The organism is Enhydrobacter sp. (assembly GCF_030246845.1).
In the GTDB taxonomy this organism is placed as follows: Bacteria; Pseudomonadota; Alphaproteobacteria; order Reyranellales; family Reyranellaceae; genus Reyranella.
In genome coordinates, this window is sequence record NZ_CP126889.1 from 1,040,660 (window position 1) to 1,065,741 (window position 25,082).

Below are 25,082 nucleotides of genomic sequence, written 5' to 3' on the forward strand. Positions count from 1 at the left end.
TCAGCCGGTCGCAGCCTCCAGTCCGTCGAGACCATCGTCACGCTCCGAAAGGTCTTCCAGGCTGAGTGACGTTAGCGCGAGCATAAAAGGGGCGAGCCCTCGACATGTTCGCTCAATCCGGTCTTCCACAGGTGGCGGCGCGGGCTGATCCTCAGCCTTCCCTTGGGGAGATGCTCCGGCCGATTTCTTCTCCGCATTGTGCTGATGAAGCATCGATAGTCCAACCAGGATGTTTCCGTACATGAACTGATTTCGAGCAGAAGCATCGTCGAGCTTGCGCAGCTTGATCTCGTTCAGCAGAGACACGTTGTCCATATTGATGCGGAAGACATTCCGTTCTTCGTTCGCCTCGTCGTAGTAGCATCCTACGGTCATCGCAGTGTGTTCATCGAACTTATGCGCGCCCCAGTGATCTCGATAGATGGGTTCGATCTTTGGCATATCTAGTTGCTGCGGACGCTCACGGTCTTTGCCATTGGCCTTGCTTGGCGCCCTCTGATCGGCGTTCTTCCTGCCGCCTTCACGATGCTCAGACCAGGGACGCACCACGACATCCAACTTATTTTCAAACTCCGTCCGTGTGTCCCTTGTCGTCGCAACAAATCGAAGGGTGGAGTTTACCTCTGCACCCTCCGGCAGAGTGACCATGACGCTAGCAGAACCGCGCCTCAATGTCGGGCCAACGAACGAGACCTTCTGCTGATTGCCAGCCTCATCGACGTAACAGAGCGAGAACTGTCCACCCTCGATTCGCCGGGAAAAGTAGTCATCCCTTGCATCGGTCTCGAAGGTTAGGCGCATTCGGTAGTTTATGGGGCAGTCTCGCTTCTGAACCTGACCATAAGGGACGTTCCGCCACTTGAAGAAGGTCGGATAGACTTCTCCTTTGAACGGCTTCTCGTCGCCCCGGCCGGCCGGCTGGGTGTTGAAAGGCGCAGTGATCCGCTGCCCCAGATGCAGCAGTGCCGTTAAGTTGGGTGATCGACGAATTAGCTGCTGAAGGACATCCGCCAAAGGCTTGTCGTCCTTCATCTTCTCGGAAGTCTGATCCTGTTGCCGCCTATTTCGGAGCTGCCTCAAGGTGTCATCGTTGCGCAGCGTTTGCTCAAGGCCATCGATTAGCTCGACCTTGAACTCATTCTCCGTCAAGCGATCACGAGACGGCATGAACAAGTCCTCGCGGACATCGTCGCTCATTCGGTCGCATTCGATGAACACTAGGAGGTCGTCCGCCAGCGGCTTCAGCTTGACCTCCTCGCGGCGAAAGAAGTCCTTCGGCAACGTCCCTTGTGTTTGGCCGTTCCGAACGAATAGAACGCCCTCGCGCTTTCTGTACCGTTTCAGCCCTCCGAGCTTCTTCCTGCTTGCGGTTTCTTCTTCGTCGTCCGCGCTACGTGATGTGCCCGCCGGCTTGAAGGCGTACACTACCGCCAGTAGCTGTTCTCCGGCAGGGGCGAAAGGCAACGCGATTGGAAAGCCAGCCTCGACGTTGGGAGTGTTGTTCAGCCGCCTTCTCAAGCCACTCAACGTCGTCTCGCGACTGCCCTGGGGTAGATATTTTCCACCAGAACTGCGGAATTCGTAGACGCGGATTGGCAGAGCGATCTCCGGCAACAGCAGATCAAGACGGCTCAAGATGCTTTGCCCGCGGAGGATATTTGAGCGCTCCCCCAGATACTTGTAATCGAAGAGTTTGATTGACGTGCCATAGCGCGCGGCACGGCCATACGGCTTCTCCTTATCTGGGTAGAAGTCCAGCGTCTCGGCTACGAATGCCAAGACACGGCCATTTCGATCAGCATACTCGGAGCCCACCCCGACGGGTGCAAGATAGGTGTAGATTGAGTTGCGCCGACCGCCTTGGGGCCGCTCGCGGCGCACGACCGTGAAGCCCCATTTCGAGTCGTCGGCATCTGGGTCAGGACCGAGAAGCTTCGGATTCCGGCGACTGATCACAAGTTGTAGATTGTGGTTTCCGCAAAATCTCAACGCACCCGTGCCGCCTTGGTTGAACTGTCCCTGAACGAACGGGATGTACATCTTGTTGGGCTTGCTCAACGACATGATGGTCGTTGGCAGCTTTCCTGGCGTTTGCCCTTCGCCACAATCGCTAACGGTCAGATTCAGGACGGGGCGCTGCCCAGTGGATGTCACCGTTATGCCCTGCGCCACCTCGCGGATGCGGTCTTCATGCCAATCATCAATAGTGCCACCAGTGGAGAGCTTTTTTCCCGTTCCACCTTCGAAAAACCGGGCCACGGCTTCTCTGATATTCTTGGGTGCTTCCGCACCGCGCGGGTCAATGTTCCGCTCTAAGCACTCGTTAATGAGCCGAGCATCAACGGCGTTAACGATCTTTTCGACCAGAGCGGCTTCGGCAAGGCTTTGCTGGTTGCCGCCTTGACCCCAATTGTTCTCCACGTCGCCGTAGTTCCTCCAAAGAGCCGGCTTGTCCCAAAAGCCCGCCTTGGACAACAGCGCGATCACTTCTTCCTCAGCCTCAGAGTGCAACAGGGCGATACAAAGGTCCCTGATCTGACCATTAGTCATGTGTCCCAACCCTCCCGGTGCAACTCTGGCCTATATTACAACTTGAAGTCTATGACCTCTTTGCCGCCCACCGACATCATGCGGGCCTTCATGGCCTCGATTTCCTTAGAGAGAGCGCTCGCGATCCGCTTCACGTCCGCTTCGCTGTACTCATAAGCGTTCTTGTTGCCGAGCTTGGCGATCACCCTGATAGCCTTGATGGCATTGGAGGTCCGCTTCTCGGCTAGCTCGACGAACTTCTCGCGCCGTCCGGCGGAACGGGCTTGGGGCGCTTTCTGCGCCAATTTCAGCTCAGCAGGTGCCATAAATTTTCTCCTAAATTATACGATTTTTGATGACTATATTGATCGAATTGTAGTGTCAAAGGGATTCTGTCCCCAAGCGCCACAAATTATGCGCAGTTAGACCTGCCGTACGGCTGCTAATTTGGAGAGAATCTTGAACGGAACTCAGCCTCGCACAGTCCCTAGACCGACAAGCCTGGTCCTGGCGGCCAAATAATTTGAGGACCGGTTTAGCTAAGCTGGGCTTCGATCTCCCAAGTAACATGTCGATCGCCGGGGCGAAGTTTACCTGCGCCGCGGTCGGTAACGTCGTAAGTCTCCCGTCGCCGGACTGGTTGTGCAGGGCCGCCACCCCGATCGTCAGAGAGCAATCCCACGATCGCCACGACTGACAGCCGGTCAAATGCGCCGGTCAACACCGGCTCGCCGCGAACGACCTGCACCCAAGCCATTTCGCGCAGGCTCGACACGGTTCAGATCGGCCCAGGTTCGCCGCCGTAGCGACAACCAGCAGGGAGGCCCTACTGCGGCGAGCGTAGCGGCGGCGGTCCCCTGCCTTTATCGGTGGATGCGATCGGCCTAGACCTCGGGCAACGACCAAAAGGTGGCCCTCTTGGCGGAAGCGATCTTGATAAATTGCTGTCGCACGGCTGTCGGCTCCCCGTGGAAGCTGATCCGCCATGCTGCATTGGGACTAACATTCGATGCGATTGCTTGCAGGTAAGGCAGATCGACATCTGAGAGCGAGTGACCGAGCACCCGAATGTCGTCCACATCATGAAGACTCGCGAACCTCGCAGCGTTCTCAGCAATGATGTTAGCGGTTGGCTTAAAGGTCTTCTTGAAATAGCTATCGATGATGAGAGCGCCACCGATGACCCTGGTATCGTCCCGTTCCAGATCTAGCTGCGCGTACTGCGTTTCAGCAGTGCTAGGGAGCCAAGCGTGGCCCAGTACCAACGGTTCTGCTCCGCCCACTACACCGTGAATGTGCCAAACTCTGTCATTCGGCACGCCGTATAGTTCTTGCAGCGTTCGAGTGTAGTTGAAGTTGATAAACCGAGCGAGGGGGTCGATTCGGGCCCGGGGCACCTCCTCCAAGCCATACGGGAGAGCGATCTGACCCACCCAGTCCGTGAAAGCCGCTAGTAGGCCTTTGGACAAGCCTTCCACGGCGCGGTCGAGTTCGTATTCGTAGTCGTGGTGGTAAGCATCGCTCCAATCATCGGCGCTATATGGCACAATGAAGTGCTCGAGATCCTGGACAAGCATCTCGACATCGAAATGCGCCAACTCTTCCTCGAAGTGGTGCCAGAAGTGCTCATCGTACGTCGCAAAATAGTTGTCTAGTAGCCTGCGCACTTCCCGATGGTTGCAACTTAGGAACTCTCCGAAGTCGACGTAGCTGGTTGCCATCTTGTGATGCCGATCAAAGCCGTTTCCGATCACATATAGGATTGTCATTGAGCGTTCTTCTTCAAGCACCCAGTTGGCCATGCGCGCCGACTAGCCTTTCCCAGTCTGGCGCGAAGGTCAGTGATACTCAGATTGCGGCGTCCCTTCCATCCGACATTTCGTCGATCAGCCTCAGCATCTGAAGTAGCAGAGCCCTTGTGTCAGCGAAGCGCTTTGCCATCAAGATTTCGCGGCGGCCTGAAGCTTCAAGCAGCGCTTCGAGCACGCAATCCGAATGCCGCACCAGCTGCACCAAGTGATGGCCGCGCGGTGCGTTCTTGGCCTCGAACCAGTTCTTGACCGCACGCTGATTGGCCTGGGTGACTGACACCACCATCTTTATCGAAGCGTGCGTCCGACCGTATTGCTGGTGAAGCGCGTCGGCGATCGTGCGGGAGAATCCCACACTAGTAAGAGGTGCCGTCTCGGGAAAGTTCCTTCCGGAACCGGACCGAAAGTTTCGGTCGCTCTTTGGAAGTGACATGCGTCGTCCCTCGCAGGTTAGCTACCGCCTTGTCTCTCCTCACATTTTGAGCACTACGAGTGGGTCTTTGGTGGTGCGTAGGCGCAACTCTCAGCTACCTCGCGCAGGCAAGCGGTCCGGCAGGGAAGGCCGGGCCGCGCAGTACGTACGCATGTCCACGGAGCATCAGAAATACTCGACGTCGAACCAGGCCGATGTGATCGCAAAGTATGCTGCCACGCACGGCTTCACGATCTGCCGGACCTACGCAGACGACGGCAAGAGCGGATTGCGCGTTGAGGGCCGAGACGCGCTTCAGCAGCTGATTGCCGATGTCCAGTCGGGCGACGCCGACTTCGAGGCGATCCTTGTATATGACGTGAGTCGCTGGGGCCGCTTCCAGAACGCAGACGAGAGCGCGCACTACGAGTTCATCTGCAAGGAGGCCGGCATCGCCGTCCACTACTGCGCGGAGCAGTTCTCCAACGACGGCAGCCTCTCCGCCACGCTCATCAAAAGCCTGAAACGGGCCATGGCGGGCGAGTACAGCCGCGAGCTCTCAGCCAAGGTATTCGCCGGTCAGTGCCGCCTCGTGTCGCTTGGGTATCGTCAGGGCGGAGCACCGGGCTACGGGTTGCGAAGGAAGCTCATTGACGAGCACCACAACACTAAATCCCTGCTGCGACGCGGCGAGCGCAAGAGCTTGCAAACGGACAGGGTCATCCTCATGCCAGGACCGCCGGAGGAGGTCGAGGTCGTGCGCAGGATCTTTCAGCTGTTCACGGTTGCCGGGCGCTCGGAGGTCGAGATCGCGGAAAGCCTCAATGCCCAAGGCCTGACGACTGACCTCGGCAGGCAATGGACGCGCGGTGTCGTGCATCAGATTCTGACCAACGAGAAGTACATAGGGAATAACGTCTACAACCGGATATCATTCAAGCTGAAGCAGACGCGCATCCGCAATCCAGAGGATATGTGGATTCGGGCCGAACGAGCGTTCGAGGCAGTGGTTGACCCTGCCGTATTCAGAGCGGCACGCAGCATCATCGAAGAGCGCAGCCGGCAGCTGACCGACGAAGAGATGCTCCAGTTGCTCAGCAGCACCTTCTCGAAAGAGCGCATGCTGTCGTCGCTGATCATCGACGAAGCGGACGGGATGCCGTCCAGCTCCGCATATAGGCAACGGTTTGGCAGCCTCGTACGCGCCTATCGGCTGGTCGGCTACGTGCCGGGACGAGACTACACTTATATTGAAACAAACCGGGCACTGCGAACGGTCTACAGCGATGTCATTGCGCAGACGATGGCCACGATCGAGGCGATGGGCAGCCTCGTGCTGCGCGATCCCGAAACCGATCTGCTGAGGATCAACGACGAGTTCAATGCCTCGATCGTGATCGCTCGCTGCCAGCAAACGGGCGCTGGCGCCTTGCGCTGGAAGGTTCGCTTCGATGCAGGGCTCAACCCGGACATCACCCTGGTCGTGCGAATGGCTCCGTCAAACGAAGCAATACAGGACCATTACCTGCTCCCGAGGATCGACTTTCAGCAATCCATGCTGCGCCTGCGAGAAGACAACGGCGTTTTCCTTGACGCTTATCGCTTCGATTCACTCGATGCCCTGGCGGTGCTGAGCCAGAGAATCCAGATAGAGGAGGCTGCATGACTGATGACGTTCCGGAGATCCGGCATCTGCCGATCGCTTCGATCACGGTTCTCAATCCCCGTTCGCGCAATCGCCGCGTGTTCAACGAACTGGTGGCAAGCATCTCCAAGCTGGGCCTGAAGAAGCCCATCACTGTCAGCCGCTCGGGCGCTGAAACCTACCACCTCGTATGTGGCCAAGGCCGCCTGGAGGCCTTCGCAGCCTTGGGCCAAACCCATATCCCGGCCGTCGTCATCGACGCATCGAAGGAAGATTGCTACCTGATGAGTCTCATCGAGAACATCGCACGGCGCAATCACACGCCCCTCGAGCTGATGCAGGAGATCGGCCGGCTGAAGAAGCGCGGGTACACGACCGCCCAAATCGCGGAAAAGACAGGCTTCAGCCAGGAATATGCATACGCGATCTGCTACCTGCTCGACCACGGCGAAGAGCGGTTGCTCGCGGCCGTCGATCGCGGCGTGCTTCCCGCCTCAATCGCAATGGAAATCGCGCGTGCCAAGGATGGCGACGTCCAGGATGCACTGGCCGAGGCGTACGAGAAAGGCACACTGCCCGGAAATCAGATAATTGCGATCCGCCGGATCATCGACCAACGGAATGCGATCGGCAAAGGCGTCCATAGCATCGCGCAGAGCCACCAGAAGCCGACGAAGAAAGTTACGGCAGTCTCGCTCGTGCGGGCTTACCGGAAAGAAACACAACGGCAGGCGTTGCTGGTCAAGAAGGCAACGCTAACCCAAGGCCGTCTTGTCTTCATCGTCTCGGCCCTGAGAAAGCTTCTGCAAGAAGACTCATTCATAACCGTACTTAAGGCGGAAGGGCTTCATACCTTGCCTCGACCACTGGCCCAGCGCCTCGGTCACTAGGGAGGCCGACATGCAACTCAACGACGTTCGCATCGCTTTTGAGAAGCGCATTGCAGTGCTTTCGATCGACGCAGTCCTGCCCGCGCGGCGCGTTCCGGACAACGTCAGGAAGTCTGTGAAGTATAGAAAAATCGCCCGATCGATCAGTGAGATCGGCATTGTCGAGCCGATCGTCGTCGCGCCTCTCAATGTCGAGAGCGGCCAGCATGTCATCCTTGACGGGCATATACGCTTCGAGGTCCTGAAAGGTGTTGGCGCACAAGAAGTGAAATGCCTCATCGCAAGTGACGACGAGGGTTTCACATACAACAAGCGTGTGAACCGGCTGTCGACGATTCAGGAGCACTACATGCTGATGCGTGCCCTGGATCGTGGCGTTTCCGAAGAGAGACTGGCGAAATCGCTCGATGTCGACGTCAAGCACCTGCGTAAGCGGCGGACAATGCTCGACGGCATTGCTCCGGAAGTGATCGAGCTGCTCAAGGACCGGACGGTCAGTCCAATCACGTTCGAGGCGCTCCGAAAGATGAAGCCGATGCGGCAGATAGCGGCGGTCGAGCTGATGGAGTCCGCCGCGAATTTCTCGAGCAGCTATGCCAAGGCTATCCTGGCAGCCACAAGACAGGCAGACCTAGCCAAGCCGGACAAGCCGAAGGCCGTCCACGGCATGACCCCGGAGCAAATGTCCCGGATGGAGCGGGAAATGGAGGCTCTTCAACAAGAGTTCAAGGCGGTCGAAGCCACCTACGGCGACGATGTCCTGCTGCTGGTGATCGCGACTGGATATCTTTCGAAGCTCGTTGGAAACCGGAAGGTGGAGCGGTACCTGTCCCACAATCAACCTGAAATCCTCAGCGAGTTCCGGTCCATCATTACGGCGGCGGCGCCGGAGCGGCTGAGCGCAACGGCCCCTATATAGAGGTCGAAAGGAGCGCGCCCTAGACGGGGTGGCGGTGTCAGGCCGACCGGTATCCCGCCCAGCTCATGCTAGCCTGGTCAGTCACGAGATCGGCCAGCATCCAGGAGCGCGGTTGCCTTCCGGCGATGATTGCCTCGACGATATCTGGCGCCAGGAACGCGAGCGGCAAGTGCCGCTGAACGTAGCTCACCCGGCAACCTTCAAGTCGGGCCAGATCATATGCCGACCGGGCCGTTGCAGCTTCAAGAAGCTCGCGCCAATGGTTGGCGCGCGCCACAGCGCGCAAGAGGGCGCGGTCGAAGTGGCTCTCCTCAGGGCCACGCCCGTCCAGGGTAACGATCGACTTGCCGCCCGCAGTAACCTTTATGGCGACAGGAAGCTTGATCACTCGCTCGCCTCCTGCCGGGCCACTGCCTGGGACCGTGTCGGCGAGCGCCCCATCCGCATCATCCGATAGACAAATCTCGATCTCACGCTCTCGGACGACGACATTGGCAACAAGCATCCGCAATCGTTCGGCACGGTCTGCGAGCGCACTCGACTTCCATCTCTTCTGCTCGGTCGGAGACAAGCGGCGGATGACTTCTTCTTCCACAAGCCGTTCGACGGCTTCCGCTGGAACACGCGTCACCGATCCGATGGAGCCCTTTGCCGGATCAAGCAACCCTTGGCTCACGTAGTACCTGTACTGCTGGCCGTTGGCCTTGCGGGTGTAGGTCGGGATCATGGGATTGCCGGCTTCATCTCTCAGCCGGCCCGCCAGAAGGTGCGTGACCCTCTCCGCCCGGGCACGGAGATGCTGCGATCGGTTCGCCGCCAGGGTCCGCTGTACTTCGTCCCATAGCTCGGCCGGCACGATCGCCGGATGTTGGCCGGGATAGGCCTGCCCCTTGTGGGTAATCTCACCCGGGTAGAGCCTGTTCCGCAGCAGATGATAGAGGGCGCCCCGCCCGAACGGCTGCCCACCATGCTGCCTGCTGCGCCGGGATACCGTGACCTTACTGACGAAGCCGTTGCCACGCAGGTTCATGGCCAGCGACCGCACGCAGCCCAGTTCCAGATACCGCCGGTAGATCAGCCGGACAGTGTCGGCATCTTGTTCATTCACGACGAGCTGGCGATCCTTGATCTCGTAGCCGAGCGGCGGCGTGCCGCCCATCCACATTCCTTTGCGCTTGGAGGCCGCGATCTTGTCGCGGATGCGCTCGCCCGTGACCTCGCGCTCGAACTGGGCGAATGACAGCAGCACATTCAGGGTCAGGCGGCCCATCGAGGTCGTGGTATTGAACTGCTGGGTGACCGACACGAACGACGCGCCGTGGGTGTCCAGCACTTCGACGATCTTGGCGAAATCCGCCAACGACCGGGTCAGACGGTCGACCTTGTAGACGACCACGACATCGACCAGTCCCTGCTTCACCTCTGCCATGAGCCGCTGAAGGCCCGGCCGGTCTATGTTGCCGCCAGAGAAGCCGCCATCGTCATAGGCGCCCTTCACCAGCTTCCAGCCTTCGTGCGCCTGACTCTTTATATAGGCCTCGCAAGCCTCCCGCTGCGCGTCCAGGGAATTGAACGCCTGATCGAGCCCCTCCTCGGTCGACTTGCGGGTATAGATGGCGCAGCGGCGGGCGACGGGCTTCATCGCCGACTCTCCCGGACGCCGAAGAACACCGGTCCGGACCACTTGGTGCCGGTGATCAGGGTGGCGATCTCGGACAGGGACTTGTAGCGCTGCCCCTTGTACTCGAAGCCCTCGTCCATCACGCCGACCCGGTGGGTCACGCCCTTCCATTCCCGGGTCAGCATCGTGCCGGGCTTCAATCCATAGTTCGGCACGGGCGTGTAGGCCGGATCGGCCGTGAAGGCCTTGTGCAGCTCTCGCAGCCGCCGCTTGGTTTCCGGCTTGAGGCCCCCATAGGCCCGGACCTGTAGCGCGTAGGCGATCCGGCGGCGCATCAGGTCCGCGCTTCGATGGTCTGGAACGGGGCCGAGGCGCTCAGCCCAGTACCGTCGCAGCTCCTGGAGATTGAGGCTGTCCAGTCGGGCAATCTCAGCCTCCAGGGCGGGATCGGGTGTAATTGGCACTGCGGCCTCGTCACCCGGCGATGCGATAGACCCGCTCGGCTCCCTCCTCTTTGCTGGCGGTGATCTTGAGGCCCTGCTTCTTCTTCAGGCTGCCCGACATGGCGCCGCGGACGCTGTGCGCCTGCCAGTCCAGGGCCTTGGAGAGTTGGGCGATGGTGGCGCCCTCGGGGCGCTGCAGCATCGCCTGCAGCTGGCCGAGCTTGGACGTCGGGCGGGCGGCGCCCGCGGTTTTCGATGCTGCCTTCTTGGCGGTACGGCTCTTTGGCTTGCTCATGATCTGCTCCGTGCGTTGCATTACCGGCCTTTGCCGGCGACGCATGCACGCTTCCTTCGGGCACTCGCTCAAGCCGAATGACGGATCATGGCATTGCGATCATTGCTACAATTGAGCAATTCGATGGCTTGCCGCACGGGCGGCAAAACGGCCTAACTTTGCGGCTTTTATGACAACCGCCGCTTCTCCCAGCAACAAAACCGCCAAGATCGCTGAGCTCGTGCAGTTGCGGCGTCAGCCGAATGCCGGCACCCGCCAAGACGGCTATTCGCGGGACTATCGGCGGATTGAGGAGTTCCACGACGGTTTCTATGACCAGCATGGCTGGCTCAGCCCATGGACGGTGTCGGCATGCAACGTCGACAGCGAGCTGATGATCGTCGGGCAGGACTGGGCGTCGGAAGACTTCCTTTCAAAAGAGCCCGATTCCCGGATGCGCGCGCTTGGGCACGATCCGGCGCTGGCGACCAACCGGAACCTCAAGCGCCTACTACATGAAGCGTTCGGCCGGGGGTTCGAGAGTACCTTTGCTACCAACGCCTTCGTCTTCGCGAAGCCTGGTGGCATGAACACCCGTCTCCCAGCGGCAGACGTCGCCCTGAGCGCCAACCGGTTTACCTTGCGGGAGATCGGGATCATTCGGCCAAAGATGGTAATCTGCCTGGGCATGGGCACATTCAACGGCCTTCGGGCTGCACTGAACTGCCGGCCAGTGACGTTGCAGGAGATCAACTACGCCGGCCCTGCGCTGGTCCACCATGGAAGTGAGATTCACGGCGTGCCTCATGTCGGCGCCCGCGGATTGAGCGCCACCGGCGGCTACGACCGATCGCTTGCAATCTGGAAAATGCTCGCGGCCAGGCTGGACCGGTCCTCCTTTCATTCGGCCACATCTTTGAGCAGCGAATGGATCAAGACGGAGACCATATCGGACTCATCGGGCGCCTGACCGGGGGTTTGGCCAAACAACGTCGCAAGCAGCCGTACCTTGATCGCCAGCCCACCTGCCGTCCGTGCGCGAATGGCGGTGATACTCGCATAGACGTCTTCCAGGATGCTGCCTGCCTCTCGTTCGCGCCGAACGGCTGCGGTGTACCAAGCCGGACGGCGCCTACCCTTCCTCGATCCTTCCAATAGCCGCCGCTCCGCGCCCGCAAGCTCGTCCATGGCGGCGTGAAGCGCGTTTTCTGCCGCCTGCATCCTCTTGGCCAGGCGCAGTAGCCGGGCGTCGCCCTGACTGTCCGCCGCCTGGAGCGCCGCTCGCTCGCGCAGCGGCGTTCCCGTCATGCGTTTTTTCCGGGCCATGGCGCTACGCCCTCCCATCGATCCCGGCACCCCAAGAAGTACCGGGATCGACAGGTCCCTTCGTCTCGTCAGACAGTCAACTCACGCTAAGGGCGCTTTTCGGCGATTACTGAGGTTTATGGCTCCAGCCGCTAGGGCGACGAGTCCGACGCCATCAAGAGCGATTAGAGGGCCCTTTCCGCTCGATTGGCGGCACCTCCTGAGGCTTTTCCTCATTGTCCTGCACTTCCCGGAATTGGCGCTGTTGCTCGTCCGCCATCTTGTTGAACTCCTCCACGTTCTTCGCCATGCCCGGAACGAGCAGGAATCCGCCCTTGCTGGTATCTGCCGGCTGGTCGTAGCGGTCATGCAATTCATCGAGCATGCGGACCGCGGTGACGTTGCCCGCAAACGCATGCCTCTGGATGACACGGACCACCAACTCGAACGTGGTCTGCTTGTTCTTGCCTTCGCCCGCGCGCTCGTACGCAACAGTCTCCAATATTGCTACTCGATCCGCGTTCTTGCCTGTCCTCTTGGGACGCGGCACCTCCTCTTCATAGAGCTGTCGGTCGATCTCTTCCCGTGTCGCGCCGGGTGGAACGACGAGGACCCCATGCGTCCTGCGGCGCGGTGGAGTTCGGATGACCTTGTAGACCTCGCAGCGCTTCACGAACTGGATGGCCGCACGAAGGTTGCGCTCATTCACAGCCCGCGTCGCAAGGCCCCGGCAAACGACTTCATAGGCGCTCATCTTGCGCTCGCCGTCCGGCAGGGTGAACTCGGCATTGAGCACGGCCGCGATGTCGATCTCACCGGGCTTCGGCTTGCGGCCAGACTTCTTCGGCCGGCCTCGCGGATTGCCGGATTGGCCCTTCTTGAATTGGTGCTGTTTGGGGGGCCGGCCGTAGCCGACCCCCTCGTTGCTCTTTTCAGGCATCATGGTCAGCGACTCCCTTCATCAAGAGGCGTCTGATCCGAATCGCACTTTGCTGCCGGCTCGCGCTCGAGCGCACGCTCGCGCGCGACGTCGCTGAACTTGTCGCCAAGCGGCAACAGCACCGGCTCGACCTTCATCTCTTCGCGCAGGCGCTTCAGGATGAGATCGCAGTATTTAGGGTCAAGCTCCATTCCAAAGCCGCGCCGGCCAGTCCGATGGGCGGCAACGAGCGTCGTCCCACTTCCTGCAAAGCTGTCGAGCACGATGTCGCGCCGCTTTGAGCAGTCGCGGATGGCGTCAGCCACCAGCGCGACCGGCTTTACCGTCGGATGGCTCGCGAGCTTCTCATCGCGACCCTTGGCGAACGAATTCATGCCCGCGTAGTTCCAGACGTTGCTCCGGTTCCTTCCATGCGCGCCGAGCTGCACATGATTCTGGTGTTGTGCATCTCCCACCCGGAAAACCAGGAAGAACTCGTGCTGGCTTCGATAGAACGAACCCATGCCTGCGTTCTTCTTGAACCAGACGCAGGTGTTGACGTGCTTTGAGTACACACCCTCACTTGCCGCATGGACGTCAATCTCGTGGCGCCAGTCCATCGCGATATAGTTGAGCGCCCCGTCAACGCTCGATGCCGCGAGGTTGGTGAGGGCCTTTCGCAGGAACTCCCTGAACTCCTTGCTCGACATTTCGCCGCTCGCCATGACGAATTCACGGTGCTGGTTCTTGCCAAGGCCGCTCACATGGCCGTCGATCTTCACGTTGTAGGGCGGATCGACAAACACGGCGTTGGCCTTGCGGTCGCCAAGCAGCGTTGCGTAGTCGCGAGGGTCGGTGGCGTCGCCGCAAAGCAAGCGGTGCGGTCCGATTGCCCAAAGGTCGCCGCGCCGGGTCACTGCCGGACCTTCTGCGAGCTGCGGAATCGCCTCGGGCTCTTCGGCCTTGGCTGGCTTCAGCCCCTCCAGGATGTTGTCGATCTCGGCGTGATCGAAGCCCGTGATCGTCAGGTCGAAGTCGAGCTTTGGACCCTGGTCGATCAACCCCTGGAAAGTCTTGCCGAGAAGCAGCAAGTCCCATTCCGCCATTTGAGGCAGCCGGTTGTCGAGCACCCTCAGGGCGGTGATCTGGGCGTCGGTCAGGTCCTCGCACCGCATGGCCGGAAGCTTGTCGAGACCAGCGATCTTCGCAGCTTCAACGCGGCCGTGCCCATTGATGATGGTGCTATCGCGATCGATCACGATCACGCTCTTGAAGCCGAACTCGCGGATGCTCTCGACGAGCTTCCGGATCTGCTTCTTGCCGTGCTTCCTCGGATTATCCGGATGCGGCTTCAGCACCGCGATTGGCACCATCTCGATTCGGGGCATCGAGCCCGAATCTGGTGCCACCATTGAATTGTCCTTCAAGGTCAACTCCTTGGCGGGGAGTCGGCCGCTCATATGAATTAGGGCGCGACTCCGGATGAAACGCCATGGCCGGCCCTAAGCCGGAACATGGATCCATCAGGCGTCACGCCCTCACTTTGAGTGTACCTGCAGCCGTATCGCATCGCGCTAGGCAAGCGCATCTCGCGCCGCCCCGGACTGCCCTCCACTCGGACGGAGCTGACATATTCCCGCTCCACGCGGAATGCAACCCGTGAACGGGCACCGTCGGAGTGTGTGCTACTTGGCCCTCGGCTTTCGCGTGGGCTCATCCAGGAGCCGGCCAGCTGGCACCTTCAGCGCCTCGGCAATCTTCTCCAACACCACCACGGTGGGATTGCGAATCCCGCGCTCGACGCCGCTGACATAGGTGCGGTGCAGGCCGCACTCGAAGGCAAGCCCTTCCTGGCTCAGCCCCCGCTCCCTGCGGACATTCTTCACATTGAGGCCGACCCGCCGGCGCACATCCATGGCGCGAGCGGAGCCCGTATGTATACTACTGATCTACAGACTATGAGTCTCATTTTGCTGGACTTCTGTCGGCCAGCAAGGGACCAACCCTTTGTCGCAATTGAAGAAAGGGTCGACATGGAGAGCACGCCGCCAGCCCCTTCATCCACCACGCCCGTCGAAGCGGCTCATTCGAGCGCCCGGGAGAAGGTCCTGGAACACCTGTTCGTCGGGGAACTGCTGCGCTGCCTTTGGCGACGCGGTATCCGGAACATGGAGGTGCTGCGCGCCGAAGTGGACATGGGCGGCTACGACCTGGTGCTCGAAGCGAACAAGGTGCTGCGCTATGTGCAGTTGAAGTCGAGCCATCGCACCTCGGCCACCACCAACGTCCCGGTAAACGTCAACCTCGAAGGCAAGCCCGGCGGCTGCGTGGTCTGGATGAAGTTCGATCCGGAGACCGTCGAGTTGGGCCCCTATCTCTGGTTCGGCGCAAAACCCGGAGAGCCGGCGCTTTCCCTCGGCTCGAAGATCGCCCGCCATTCCAAGGCCGACAAGAATGGCGTGAAGGCCTTTCGTCCCAATATCCGAGTGCTGCCCATTGGGCGCTTCCAGAAGCTCGCCAGCATCGACGAGGTTGTCGACGCCCTCTTCGGAAGCCGGGTGCCAATCCAGCCGAGCTAGCTTGTCCAGAGCGGTCGCCATCCCGAACGGTGCGGCTTGATCGTCGGTCGATCGCATCGCTCCTGGTACCCTCACATTCGGGCCGAACACCCTGGTCAGCGTGAAGGTCTGGGCCGCCGAGATCTGCTAGCGGCGCCGGTCTCGCGAAATCTGACGGCTCGGCCGCCTTGAATTCTGTTCAGCCGATCCCCACTTCGTTCACACGGATAGGCTCGCGTCGCCTGTCCGGTTCCCGCCTTTTTCCCGATCCTGTTGATCGTCGGCTACGCGCTTTGGCGCATGCCGGTCCTAAGGCCGGCGACGGCCGCTCGTCGGCCGCGAAAGGGACTCCCATGAATATGCCAGCACATACCAAGCCCTGGATCCAGGGCGGCGTCGTCGGCGCCATTGCACTCGCCATCATCGGCTTCAGCTGGGGCGGCTGGGTGACCGGCGGCACGGCGGCCAAGGACAGCGTCGCCGCCTCGCACACTGCCGTGGTCGCTGCCCTTGCGCCAATCTGCGTCGAGCGTTTCCGGGCGCAGCCCGACGCTATCGTGAAGGCCGACGCCCTCCTTAAGACCAGCACTTGGGAGCGCAGCGGCCTGATCGAGAAGAGCGGATTCGCTACCATGCCTGGTAGCAAGATGGCCGATTCCGATGTCGCACGAGCCTGCGCCGAGATCCTGGCGGCGACGCCACCCAAGAGCTGAGGCTCACCTTCTTCAGTGCTTTTTGGCTCGGAATTCCGGTGCACCGCCAAGTGCGGTGCACTTCGTAACGAGGAACGCGATAGTGCCAGCCGGCCATGGCACGCAGCGTTCCTGACGCCTTGCGCGCCCCTAACGCTGCCGGCAGATTCGTGCGCTTCCGCGACATAGACGAGGCGGGCCGTCGATCCGAGCTGTTCCATGTGCGAGTGGCGAAGGTCGACCGGGCCGTGTCCAGTGTAGAGGCTGCTTACCCCTACGGCTGATCGCAACATCACCGGCCACGACCGGCGCCAGCACCTGACACTAATAGTAGGAGCAAGAAATCGATCCTGCTTGGCCTGAAGGAAGTGACCAAGGGCGTACCCCAGGTGCTGATCCCGAAGGAAAGTGATCGCCAAGCTCGCCGCGAACGGCCCAGGCCGCCAACATTGGGAGCGTCGGCTCGGCTGCGGTAGATTGCGGCCCTGCAAGAGGCGTTGGCCGACAGCGCACTATTCGGACGAACCCCCAAGCCATTGGGCTGCCCGCGATGGGATTGAACGATTAGCCTCCATAAGGCTAGTTGGGCGAGACGCCGCCGACAGCTCGATTTGAGCGACAAGCCAGACGAACCGGATGTTGCGCAATTGCAGCCGAAATCTGGCCCTCGCCGTTCCGGCCAGTTACTCCAAGGCCCCGATGCCTAAGGTGACGATGACGCTGTACGTGCCGCGGTCCTTGGCCAGCTTCAGGCGCACCTTGCCGTCAGAAGGAGGGTGGCTTGCTCCGTCGAGTTCCGCGGCGACCACGCCACGGCCGACGCCTTCCGGGTTGTGTATGGAGATCTCGTAGACCGACCCGCGATACCGTAGCGTCATCTCGAAGCCCGGCCATGAAGTAGGGATGCAGGGGTCGATCTCCATCAAGTCAGCCTTGATCCTGAGGCCGAGGATCGACTCGATGCCAGCACGATAGAGCCACCCAGCCGATCCTGTGTACCAAGTCCAGCCGCCGCGCCCGACATGCGGGACCACAGAGTAGACATCCGCTGCCACGACATAGGGCTCGACCTTGTAGCGCAGCACGCCCGAGCGCGTGCTCGCGTGGTTGATGGGATTGACCAGCGAGAACAGCTCAGCTGCCTTGTCGCCTTGGCCGAGGGCTGCGAAGCCCATGATGGCCCACGCGGCTGCGTGCGTGTATTGCCCGCCGTTCTCCCGGATGCCCGGCGGATAGCCCTTGATGTAGCCGGGATCACGCGCGGTCTTGTCGAACGGCGGTGCGAATAGCAGGGCCAAGCGGTCGCCGCGATGCACAAGCTGCCGGTCCAGAGCCGCCATCGCCTGCGCGGCGCGCGCCGGGTCGCCAGCGCCCGACAGGGCCGCCCACGATTGAGCGATTGAATCGATGCGGCATTCGTCGCTCTGTGCGGAGCCTAGCGGCGTACCGTCATCGTAATAGCCTCGGCGGTACCACTCGCCGTCCCAGCCTTCGCGATCGAGTACCTCGGCTAACGCGCCGGCATGCGCCGTCCATGCCGCCGCCCGTGCTCGATCGGCGCGGGCCGAGGCGATCGGGGCGAAGGCGGTCAGCGCGGCATGGAAGAACCAGCCCAGCCACACGCTCTCACCCTTGCCTTCCGCGCCAACGCGGTTCATCCCGTCGTTCCAGTCACCGGTGCCGATGAGGGGCAGCCCGTGCGAGCCGGTCTCGAGGCTCAGATCGAGGCCCTTGGCACAGTGCTCGTACAACGATGCGACTTCGTCTGACAGGCCAGGCTGGAAGTAGAGATCGTGCTCGCCCGGCTTAAGGGTGGGACCGTCGAGGAACGGCACTCTTTCATCGAGGATAGCCACATCGCCCGTAGTCTCGATGTAGTGCGCGACAACGGTTGCGAGCCATGCCCGGTCGTCGGAGATGCGGGTGCGCACCCCTTCCCCGGCCGGCGGAAACCACCAGTGCTGAAAGTCGCCTTCGACGAACTGCCGCGCCGCGGCGCGCAGGATATGCGCGCGCGCCAGCTCGGGTCGTGACACCATGAGCGACATGACGTCCTGCAGCTGGTCGCGAAAGCCGTAGGCGCCGCTCGCCTGGTAGAAGGCTGAGCGCGCCCAATAGCGGCAGGCCAAGGTCTGGTAGAGAAGCGGGCCATTCAACAGGAGGTCCATGGCGCGATCCGGTGTCCTGACCTGCACTGCGCCTAGCGTCTCCTCCCAAAAATCCGTGACCTCGCGGTGGACGGCGTCGAGATCGGCGGCGCGATAGCGCTCGATCAATGCCCGCGCTTCGGCGACATCGGCGCCCTGCCCCAAGAGGAAGACGATCTCCGTCGTCCCGCCGTGCTCGAGTTCCACCGTCGTCTGCAGAGCGGCGCAAGGGTCGAGCCCGGCGCCAACCCGCTGCGAAAGCACGACGCCGGCAGCCAGCGCTGCAGGGTTGCCGATCGAGCCGTTCCGACCGATGAATTCCCGGCGATCGCCCGTCCAGGCCGTCTGGCGGGCACCGAGGTCGGCGAACGCAACGCGCTCGCCGTGATGCATGTTCCAGGGGTTGCGCGCGAACAGTGCGCCGGTCGCGGCATCGCGTTCAGTTACGACAGTCGGCGCCGAGGTGCCGCGCGACAGGCCGAGCACCCATTCGGCAAAGGCCGTGATCGACAGCCGGCGGGGACGATCCGAGAGGTTGCGGAGGGTGAGCCGCGAAATCTTGAGGGAATCCGACAGGGGCACGTACTGCAGCAAATCGAGGCCGATGCCCTGCGTCGCGACTTCGAAGCGGCTGTAGCCGCGCCCATGCCGAGCCAGGTAGGACGCCGCTTCGACCCGGATTGGCAGCGCCGTTGGCGCCCACAGGACACCGCTGTCGAGGTCCTGCACGTAGAGAACCTCGCCGGGGCGATCGCCGACCGGATCGTTGGACCAGGAGGTGAGCTGGTTGTCGCGGCTGTTCCGCGACCAGGTGTAGCCGCCGCCTTCGGCTGCAACCTGGAAGCCGAACGAGGGATTGGAGATGACATTGATCCATGGCGCCGGAGTCGATTGCCCGGGCCCCAGCACGATGACGTATTCGCAGCCATTGGACGAGAAGCCGCCAAGTCCGTTGAAGAACTGCAGCGCCGCCAGATCCAGGCCAGGCTTCTCCGGTGGGCCGGCATCGATCACAGGCTTGCGGGCGGCAGGTGGCATCTCAGGGCGCGGCGCCTGCAGGCGATCGAGCTGATGTGCCAGGCCGCCGCGACGGCTCAGCAGGACGACGCGCGCGACGGCGAGCAGGAGGGCGCGGGTCTCGCCAGCAATCAGGTCGCTGCGCAAGACGAAGATGCCGCCAGCCTCGCGTTCAGCGCCAAGGTGGGTCCGAGAACGGCTGGTGCGGACCAGCATCTCCAAGGCGACCTGCAGGTCCTGCACGTAGGAGGCGCCGCGCTCGTTGAGGATCACGATGTCGACTGCTAGCCCCTTCAGGCGCCAGTACTCGCGGGCACGCAACACCTCGCGGACGACACCCGAATCCTCGACCTCGTCGATGCGCACTACGACGATCGGCACGTCACCGGAGATACCCTGAGCCCACAGCAGGTGCTGTGGGGCCAATCCTCGTGCAATGGTGTCCGATGAGGAGCGTAGCGCCGGATTGGCATAGATCACGTGGCCCGCCAGGCGCTGATAGAGGCTGGCCTGCAGGGGAGTGATGTCGAGATGGCGCAACTGTACCTGGGCCTGCGTCCAGGCCAGCGTGGCTGCTCGCTCGAAAGCATTGGCGTCCTGATGCTTGTCGATGGCATCGAGCAGCGCCTCGCGCGAGTTCGCGACGACCGTCCAGAACGCGACGCGCGCAGACCCGCCGGGTGGGACTCGCACGCGTCGGCGCAGCGCAAAGACCGGGTCGACTACCGTCCCGACGGTGTTGGAGAGCGGTCGGCCGTCGAGGGCGGCAACGGCATTGCCGACGGCATTGCCGCGGCCGAGGAAGCGCGCACGGTCGGTCTCGATCTCGATCCCGCCCACCGCCTCGCCCTCGACGACGGCAAGATGGGCGGCCCACAGTTCCGGCTCGTCCGGACTGCGTCGCCGTCGGGTCGCCAAGATGGCGCCGGCGCTTGCCAGATATTCCGTCTGCACGAACAGCTTGGAGAAGGCTTGGTGCGCGGCATCTGCCGCCGGCGGCGCCAGCACGATCTCGGCGTAGGACGTGATCTCGATATTGCGAGGCTCGCCGCCGGCATTGGCGATGGCGACGCGCCGGACCTCGGCATCGATCTCGGGCGAAACGACGACGTCGAGCGTCGTCGTGAGAATCCCGTCGCGTCGCACGAACTCAGCCCGATCCTCGGCGAACATGACGTCGTAGCTGTCAGGCCGGGTTCCGCGCGGCTGCCACGCCGCGGACCATACATCGGAGCTGTCGACATCGCGCAGCAGGACGTAACTGCCCCAGCCGTCGCAAGTCGTGTCCTCGCGCCAGCGTGACACGGCCTGTTCGCCCCAGCGGCTATAGCCGGATCCGGCGCCGGTAAGCATCACGGAATAGCGCCCGTTGGACAGCAGGTGCATCGACGGGCTGACGGCATGGGGATTGTGCAGGCGCCGCACGATGGGCGGTTCGAGATCATCGACGCTGGCGTCCGCGCCCACCTCCTCGGTACGCGGATGGGCAACAGCGACATCGCGCGGCGTACGTTCCTGCAGCAGAAGCTCCGTGGCCTGGATCATGGGCTCGGCGTGGAAGCGTCCGCGCATCACGCCGTCGAGCAAGGCGTTGGCCAGCGCCACGATCGTCATGCCCTGATGGTGGGCCATGTAGGTGCGCACGACCGCCTGGGTCCGGCCTTCGGGCAGGCGCGATGGCGTGAAGTCGAGCGCCTCGTAGAAGCCGTAGTGGCCGCGCCCGCCGATCCCTGCCAGCGCGACGAAATTGGCCGCCGCTGCGGTCGGATCGACCATGGCGGCGAGTGCCGTCGCGTAAGGCGCGATGACGAGGTTCTCGTTCAGGCCCCGCTTGAACCCCAGGCCCGGCAAGCCGAAGTTGGAGTACTGGTAGGTCAGCTCCTTGTCGCGGGCGTTGTAGGCCGATTCGGAGATGCCCCACGGCACGTCGAGCGCGGCCGCGTGGGCGATTTGCCGGCGCACGATCAGGCTATTGGTCCTTTCAATCAGGCTGCCGAACGGCGCCCGCATGACCAGCGACGGCATGAGATACTCGAACATCGAGCCCGACCACGAGACCAGCGCCGCGCCACCGCCGATCGGCGTCACCTCGCGGCCCAGCCGGAACCAGTGGCGCGCGGGCACCTCGCCCTTGGCGATCGCCATGAAGCTGGCGAGCCGCGCTTCCGACGCCAGCAGGTCGTAGCAGCTCGGATCGAGCGCATCCTCGGCCACCACATAGCCGATGGACAGAAGCTGGCGTTCACGGTCGAAGAGGAAGTCGAACTCCATGCCGTTCGCCAGGGTGCGGGCGGTTGCCTCGATGGCCCGCAGGCGACCGTCAAGCACGACGCGTCCTTTCGCGTCCTGGATTTGGTCGCGGCGACGACTCTCGATCGATCGGTGTATTGCCTCGACCCAGAACAGCACGTCCTCGCTCGCCGCATCGGCCCGCTCGTGGCCGAGCGCGCGGGCCACGTCGGCAGCTCTGGCCCCAAGAAGTGCGAGGTCGTCGAACCGCTCGGGCGATTCGCCCAGCGCCACGGCGAGCTCGTCGAGCACGCCGGCCAGCTCGCCTGGCATGACAAGGTGCGTGCGTCGGTCGTCGGGCAATGCCTCCAAGGCTTCGCGCGCGAGGGTCAGGCTGTCGTGCAGCCCGTCCGCGACAGTCGCGGCTTCCGTGGGACCGCCGCGCCACGAAGCGCAGGTGCCGGCGAGCGCGATCAGATGACCCGCCAAGTTGCCGCTGTCGACCGAGGAGATGTAGGCCGGATCAAGCGGACGAAGGTCGGTCGTGTCGTACCAGTTGAAGAAGTGGCCACGATAACGCTTCAGGTGGCCGACGGTCGCGAGCGTCGCCTCGAGGCGCTCGACGGCTTCGATCGTTCCGATCCAGCCGAATTCACGGGCAGCGGCGGTCGACAGCAGCAGAAGACCGATGTTGGTCGGCGATGTCCGATGGGCAACGACGCTGGCGGGATCCTCCTGAAAGTTGTCCGGCGGCAACATGTTGTCGGCTTCGGTCACGAAGGTCTCGAAGAACCGCCAAGTCCGTCGTGCAATCAGGCGCAGGTCGCGCGCGTCGTTTGGGGAAATCGCCAACCTGCCGGCATCGGCCGGCGCCACGCTTACCCAGCGCGCAATCGCGGGCGAGATCAGCCAGCCGAGAATCAAGGGGGCGGCGACCGGCACGGCCGCACGACCGGTATACCAGACGGCCAGCGCGGCCAACGAAGTGATGAACAGGCTTCCCACCATCTGGCCGGCAAAGGCCGGCCAGCCCGGCCGGAGCAGGCCCATCGACTGGGCGGCGGTGGTCCAGTCGAGCAGGCGACGGCGACTGACATACAGGCGGTAGAGAGTCCGCCCGATCGCATCGAGCATGAGCCAGGCTTGATGGGGAAGAAAGGCCAGGAGCAACGCCGTCTGCGACGCCGCATGCCGGATGTCGGACACGAGCGCCGACAGATGGCTGCGCGTGGTAATGGCGGAGTTGCGAGGCAGCAGCGCCGAAATCACGGGTAGCATGGTCGGCAGGCCGATCGTCAGCACAATGAAGCCCGTCCACACAAGCGCGGCGGGAAGCGGCAGGGTCCAGCCGGCCAACAGGGAGACGAACGCGGCGGGCGCCGACAGGGTGCGCCGTAGATTGTCGAACATCTTCCACAAGCCGACGGCCGTCACGGGACTGGTCCGTCGTTGAGATAGACTGCCTTTCACGCGGCCGAACAGCCAGGGCAGCAATTGCCAGTCGCCGCGCGCCCAGCGATGCTGGCGGGCCGTGGCGACGTCGTAACGGGCAGGAAACTCCTCGACGACCTCGATATCGGAAACCAGACCTGAGCGCGCGAACACGCCCTCGAAGAGATCGTGGCTCAGCATCGTGTTGTCGGGAACGCGGTCGGCCAGAGCGGTCTCAAAGGCGTCGATGTCGTAGATGCCCTTGCCCGAGTAGGAGCCTTCGCCGAACAGATCCTGGTAGACGTCCGATACCGCCGATGAATAGGGATCGATGCCGCTGCTGCTCGAGAAGATCCGCTGGAACAGCGATCCTTCCGCGCCGACCGGCAGGGATGGCGTGACGCGCGGCTGCAGCACGCCGTACCCCTCGACAACCCGGTTCAGCGCGCTGTCCACTCGCGGCCGGTTGAGCGGATGCGCCATCTTGCCGACCAGCCGCTGGACGGCATCGCGCGGCAATCGTGTATCGGAATCGAGCGTGACAACGTAGCGGGCGTCGATCGGCGGACGAGATGCGGTGTCGAGGAACGTCGTGTCTGCTGCCCCGCGCAGCAGGCGGTTGAGCTCATGTAGTTTGCCGCGCTTTCGCTCCCAGCCCATCCAGCGGCCCTGAGCGTCGTTCCAGACCCGCCGCCGGTGCAGCAGGAGGAAGCGATCGGCGCCGTCGACGGTCGGATGGCGGCGATTGAGGCGCGCGATACCAGCGATGGCCGCGGCCAGAAGGTCGGCGTCCTCCGGGACCGTTTCGGCTGCCGCGTCGGCCCAATCCGACAGCAACGCGAAGTGCACGGCGCCGAGAGGATTGGAGAGATAATGCACCTCGAGCCGTTCTATCTGCTCGTCGACGCCGCTGCGGCTCGTGAGCAATGTCGGGATGGCAACCACGGTGCGCAGGGGAGACGGCACACCCCTGCGCAAGTCGAGGCCGGGCAGCAGGGTAGCGCCGAAACCACCGGTGATCGCCCGATTGACCAGCAGCAAGGCGGCGTCGACCGCCGGCAGGAGACCCACCAGGGTCATGATCGTGACCTGCCAAGCGGAAAGTCCGACCTCCGCCATCACGAGCAGCGGAAGGGCCAGAAGCAAGGCGGCGGCGCTGGAGACGCTAGCAACATAGCCGGCGATCCCCATGGCGGTGAAACGGCGCCGCAAGGCGAGGCCGCGGGGACGGAAATCGAGTGAACGCTCGAACGCAGCTCGGCCGCCACCGATGAGGTAGTAGCCGGGTTCGCGCTGCCGCTCGTCGTCATCGCATTTATCCGCCCGCGACGCGGCCTCGAGGGCACGAAGCGCGATCGCCGGTTCCGTGAACCCGCTGCCACGCGCCATCTGCTCGATGGTGGTGCGATAGAGGTTGCGCGTCGCGAAGTCCATGGTGGAGAACATGCTGCCGGCGCGCAGGATATCGTCGACCGGACTCACCTCCTCGAACAGCATCGCCCAGTCGACGTCGGATATCAGCCGCATGCTCGTGATGATGTTGCGCACCGTGACGTTGGTCGCGCCCTGGAGCTGATGCTCCCGGCGCACCAGCTCGTCGGCATTCGTGCCCTCGGCCTTCAGCCGTTCCTCGAGCCAGCCCACGGCGGGCGTCGATTGCGGATCCTGATCCCGCAGCCGCTGTACTAGCTGGACGATGAAGCCTTCGGAGAGCCGCGCTCGCGGGTGGAGCGCGAGCGCGGCCGGATCGGCGACCAGATCGTTCACGCCCAACAGCCGGTCGGCCACGGCATCGGCCTCCTCGCGCGCTGACCAGCGGCTCATGATGGCCACGGCCGATCGCCGCAGGTTCTCGACCAGAACGATGCGCAGCGTGATCGCCACCGCCCAGAGCTCGCCGATACTAAGCGGCTGGACGGTCTGGTAGGCGCGCACGAAGCGCGTCAGGGCCTCCGGGTCGAACCGGCTATCGGTATGGGCGACGAACGCCCAGGCCAGACCGAACACGCGGGGATAGCCGGCCAGCGGGCCACTGCTCAGCTTGGGGAGCTGCTTGTAGTAGCCCGGCGGCAGATCCGTGCGGACCTCGCGTACCTGGCGCTCGACCAGATGGTAGTTGTCGAGCAGCCACTCTCCGGCGGGCGTGATTGGGCGACCCGCGCCAGCAGCTTTCGCGATGGCGCGATAGGATTCGAGCAGGATGCGCTCGTTGTCGGCCAGACGAGCGACCAACGACCTGA

At 62.7% G+C, this 25,082-nt stretch carries 18 protein-coding genes; 6 read left to right on the forward strand and 12 right to left on the reverse strand.

Going from position 1 to position 25,082, the window contains the following annotated elements:
* From OJF58_RS05400 to OJF58_RS05415, 4 genes are all read right to left on the reverse strand, one after another.
* Positions 1 to 2,550: a hypothetical protein gene (locus OJF58_RS05400; protein WP_300782338.1), complete on the reverse strand. Its 2,550-nt coding sequence runs from the start codon at positions 2,548 to 2,550 to the stop codon at positions 1 to 3.
* A gap of 35 nt (positions 2,551 to 2,585) precedes the next feature.
* Positions 2,586 to 2,855, reverse strand: coding sequence for a hypothetical protein (locus OJF58_RS05405; protein ID WP_300782340.1), 270 nt, complete (start codon positions 2,853 to 2,855; stop codon positions 2,586 to 2,588).
* Positions 2,856 to 3,413: 558 nt separating this feature from the next.
* The gene (locus OJF58_RS05410) at positions 3,414 to 4,331 is read right to left on the reverse strand and encodes a bacteriophage abortive infection AbiH family protein (protein ID WP_300782341.1); all 918 of its coding nucleotides are present in this window, start codon (positions 4,329 to 4,331) and stop codon (positions 3,414 to 3,416) included.
* Between the two features lie 46 nt (positions 4,332 to 4,377).
* Positions 4,378 to 4,626, reverse strand: a complete 249-nt coding sequence (locus OJF58_RS05415) for a hypothetical protein (protein ID WP_300782344.1) — start codon at positions 4,624 to 4,626, stop codon at positions 4,378 to 4,380.
* Positions 4,627 to 4,846: 220 nt separating this feature from the next.
* On the opposite strand from OJF58_RS05415, the gene OJF58_RS05420 reads away from it, so the two are divergent.
* From OJF58_RS05420 to OJF58_RS05430, 3 genes are read left to right on the forward strand one after another with little or no spacing between them, the layout of a single operon-like run.
* The gene (locus OJF58_RS05420; protein WP_300785182.1) at positions 4,847 to 6,418 is read left to right on the forward strand and encodes a recombinase family protein; all 1,572 of its coding nucleotides are present in this window, start codon (positions 4,847 to 4,849) and stop codon (positions 6,416 to 6,418) included.
* Positions 6,415 to 7,287: a plasmid partitioning protein RepB C-terminal domain-containing protein gene (locus OJF58_RS05425; RefSeq protein WP_300782345.1), complete on the forward strand. Its 873-nt coding sequence runs from the start codon at positions 6,415 to 6,417 to the stop codon at positions 7,285 to 7,287. Before OJF58_RS05420 ends, OJF58_RS05425 begins: the two co-directional genes overlap by 4 nt.
* A 10-nt stretch (positions 7,288 to 7,297) precedes the next feature.
* A complete protein-coding gene (locus OJF58_RS05430) occupies positions 7,298 to 8,206 on the forward strand; it encodes a plasmid partitioning protein RepB C-terminal domain-containing protein (protein WP_300782347.1) in 909 nt (302 codons plus the stop codon).
* A 37-nt stretch (positions 8,207 to 8,243) separates the two neighbouring features.
* Here the strand turns inward: OJF58_RS05430 and OJF58_RS05435 are convergent, their stop codons facing one another.
* Genes OJF58_RS05435 through OJF58_RS05445 form a run of 3 tightly spaced genes read right to left on the reverse strand, consistent with a single transcriptional unit; the run spans position 8,244 to position 10,565 of the window.
* Positions 8,244 to 9,848, reverse strand: a complete 1,605-nt coding sequence (locus OJF58_RS05435) for a recombinase family protein (protein WP_300782348.1) — start codon at positions 9,846 to 9,848, stop codon at positions 8,244 to 8,246.
* Complete coding sequence (locus tag OJF58_RS05440; protein WP_300782350.1) at positions 9,845 to 10,291, reverse strand: DUF2924 domain-containing protein; 447 nt, start codon at positions 10,289 to 10,291, stop codon at positions 9,845 to 9,847. Before OJF58_RS05440 ends, OJF58_RS05435 begins: the two co-directional genes overlap by 4 nt.
* 10 nt (positions 10,292 to 10,301) lie before the next feature.
* Positions 10,302 to 10,565 carry a DUF3489 domain-containing protein gene (locus OJF58_RS05445; RefSeq protein WP_300782352.1) on the reverse strand — a complete coding sequence of 88 codons (264 nt, stop codon included), beginning with the start codon at positions 10,563 to 10,565 and terminating at the stop codon, positions 10,302 to 10,304.
* Positions 10,566 to 10,734: 169 nt separating this feature from the next.
* Between OJF58_RS05445 and OJF58_RS05450 the strand changes: the two genes are divergently transcribed.
* Positions 10,735 to 11,514: a hypothetical protein gene (locus OJF58_RS05450; RefSeq protein ID WP_300782355.1), complete on the forward strand. Its 780-nt coding sequence runs from the start codon at positions 10,735 to 10,737 to the stop codon at positions 11,512 to 11,514.
* Here the strand turns inward: OJF58_RS05450 and OJF58_RS05455 are convergent.
* From OJF58_RS05455 to OJF58_RS05470, 4 genes are all read right to left on the reverse strand, one after another.
* Positions 11,445 to 11,870: a hypothetical protein gene (locus tag OJF58_RS05455; protein WP_300782358.1), complete on the reverse strand. Its 426-nt coding sequence runs from the start codon at positions 11,868 to 11,870 to the stop codon at positions 11,445 to 11,447. The genes OJF58_RS05450 and OJF58_RS05455 overlap by 70 nt on opposite strands.
* Before the next feature lie 154 nt (positions 11,871 to 12,024).
* On the reverse strand, positions 12,025 to 12,792 hold the full coding sequence (locus tag OJF58_RS05460) for a DUF5681 domain-containing protein (protein WP_366526819.1): 768 nt from the start codon (positions 12,790 to 12,792) through the stop codon (positions 12,025 to 12,027).
* Between the two features lie 2 nt (positions 12,793 to 12,794).
* Positions 12,795 to 14,195: a DNA methyltransferase gene (locus tag OJF58_RS05465; protein ID WP_300782361.1), complete on the reverse strand. Its 1,401-nt coding sequence runs from the start codon at positions 14,193 to 14,195 to the stop codon at positions 12,795 to 12,797.
* A gap of 258 nt (positions 14,196 to 14,453) precedes the next feature.
* Positions 14,454 to 14,684, reverse strand: a complete 231-nt coding sequence (locus tag OJF58_RS05470; RefSeq protein WP_300782364.1) for a helix-turn-helix transcriptional regulator — start codon at positions 14,682 to 14,684, stop codon at positions 14,454 to 14,456.
* Positions 14,685 to 14,801: 117 nt separating this feature from the next.
* Here OJF58_RS05470 and OJF58_RS05475 point away from each other — a divergent pair, with 117 nt between their 5' ends.
* Both OJF58_RS05475 and OJF58_RS05480 read left to right on the forward strand, forming a co-directional pair.
* Positions 14,802 to 15,347, forward strand: coding sequence for a hypothetical protein (locus tag OJF58_RS05475; RefSeq protein ID WP_300782367.1), 546 nt, complete (start codon positions 14,802 to 14,804; stop codon positions 15,345 to 15,347).
* 332 nt (positions 15,348 to 15,679) lie between these two features.
* Complete coding sequence (locus tag OJF58_RS05480) at positions 15,680 to 16,039, forward strand: hypothetical protein (protein WP_300782368.1); 360 nt, start codon at positions 15,680 to 15,682, stop codon at positions 16,037 to 16,039.
* A 662-nt stretch (positions 16,040 to 16,701) separates the two neighbouring features.
* Here the strand turns inward: OJF58_RS05480 and OJF58_RS05485 are convergent.
* On the reverse strand, positions 16,702 to 25,074 hold the full coding sequence (locus tag OJF58_RS05485; protein WP_300782372.1) for a glucoamylase family protein: 8,373 nt from the start codon (positions 25,072 to 25,074) through the stop codon (positions 16,702 to 16,704).
* Positions 25,075 to 25,082 lie beyond the last annotated feature (8 nt).

What these genes read in the sequence shown, in the direction of transcription:
- OJF58_RS05430 (WP_300782347.1), top strand. Translation starts at nt 7,298, where the DNA reads ATGCAACTCAACGACGTTCGCATCGCTTTTGAGAAGCGCATTGCAGTG.
- OJF58_RS05405 (WP_300782340.1), bottom strand. Translation starts at nt 2,855, where the DNA reads ATGGCACCTGCTGAGCTGAAATTGGCGCAGAAAGCGCCCCAAGCCCGT.
- OJF58_RS05475 (WP_300782367.1), top strand. Translation starts at nt 14,802, where the DNA reads ATGGAGAGCACGCCGCCAGCCCCTTCATCCACCACGCCCGTCGAAGCG.
- OJF58_RS05480 (WP_300782368.1), top strand. Translation starts at nt 15,680, where the DNA reads ATGAATATGCCAGCACATACCAAGCCCTGGATCCAGGGCGGCGTCGTC.
- OJF58_RS05470 (WP_300782364.1), bottom strand. Translation starts at nt 14,684, where the DNA reads ATGGATGTGCGCCGGCGGGTCGGCCTCAATGTGAAGAATGTCCGCAGG.
- OJF58_RS05410 (WP_300782341.1), bottom strand. Translation starts at nt 4,331, where the DNA reads ATGGCCAACTGGGTGCTTGAAGAAGAACGCTCAATGACAATCCTATAT.
- OJF58_RS05455 (WP_300782358.1), bottom strand. Translation starts at nt 11,870, where the DNA reads ATGGCCCGGAAAAAACGCATGACGGGAACGCCGCTGCGCGAGCGAGCG.
- OJF58_RS05415 (WP_300782344.1), bottom strand. Translation starts at nt 4,626, where the DNA reads ATGGTGGTGTCAGTCACCCAGGCCAATCAGCGTGCGGTCAAGAACTGG.
- OJF58_RS05425 (WP_300782345.1), top strand. Translation starts at nt 6,415, where the DNA reads ATGACTGATGACGTTCCGGAGATCCGGCATCTGCCGATCGCTTCGATC.
- OJF58_RS05450 (WP_300782355.1), top strand. Translation starts at nt 10,735, where the DNA reads ATGACAACCGCCGCTTCTCCCAGCAACAAAACCGCCAAGATCGCTGAG.
- OJF58_RS05435 (WP_300782348.1), bottom strand. Translation starts at nt 9,848, where the DNA reads ATGAAGCCCGTCGCCCGCCGCTGCGCCATCTATACCCGCAAGTCGACC.
- OJF58_RS05445 (WP_300782352.1), bottom strand. Translation starts at nt 10,565, where the DNA reads ATGAGCAAGCCAAAGAGCCGTACCGCCAAGAAGGCAGCATCGAAAACC.
- OJF58_RS05460 (WP_366526819.1), bottom strand. Translation starts at nt 12,792, where the DNA reads ATGATGCCTGAAAAGAGCAACGAGGGGGTCGGCTACGGCCGGCCCCCC.
- OJF58_RS05400 (WP_300782338.1), bottom strand. Translation starts at nt 2,550, where the DNA reads ATGACTAATGGTCAGATCAGGGACCTTTGTATCGCCCTGTTGCACTCT.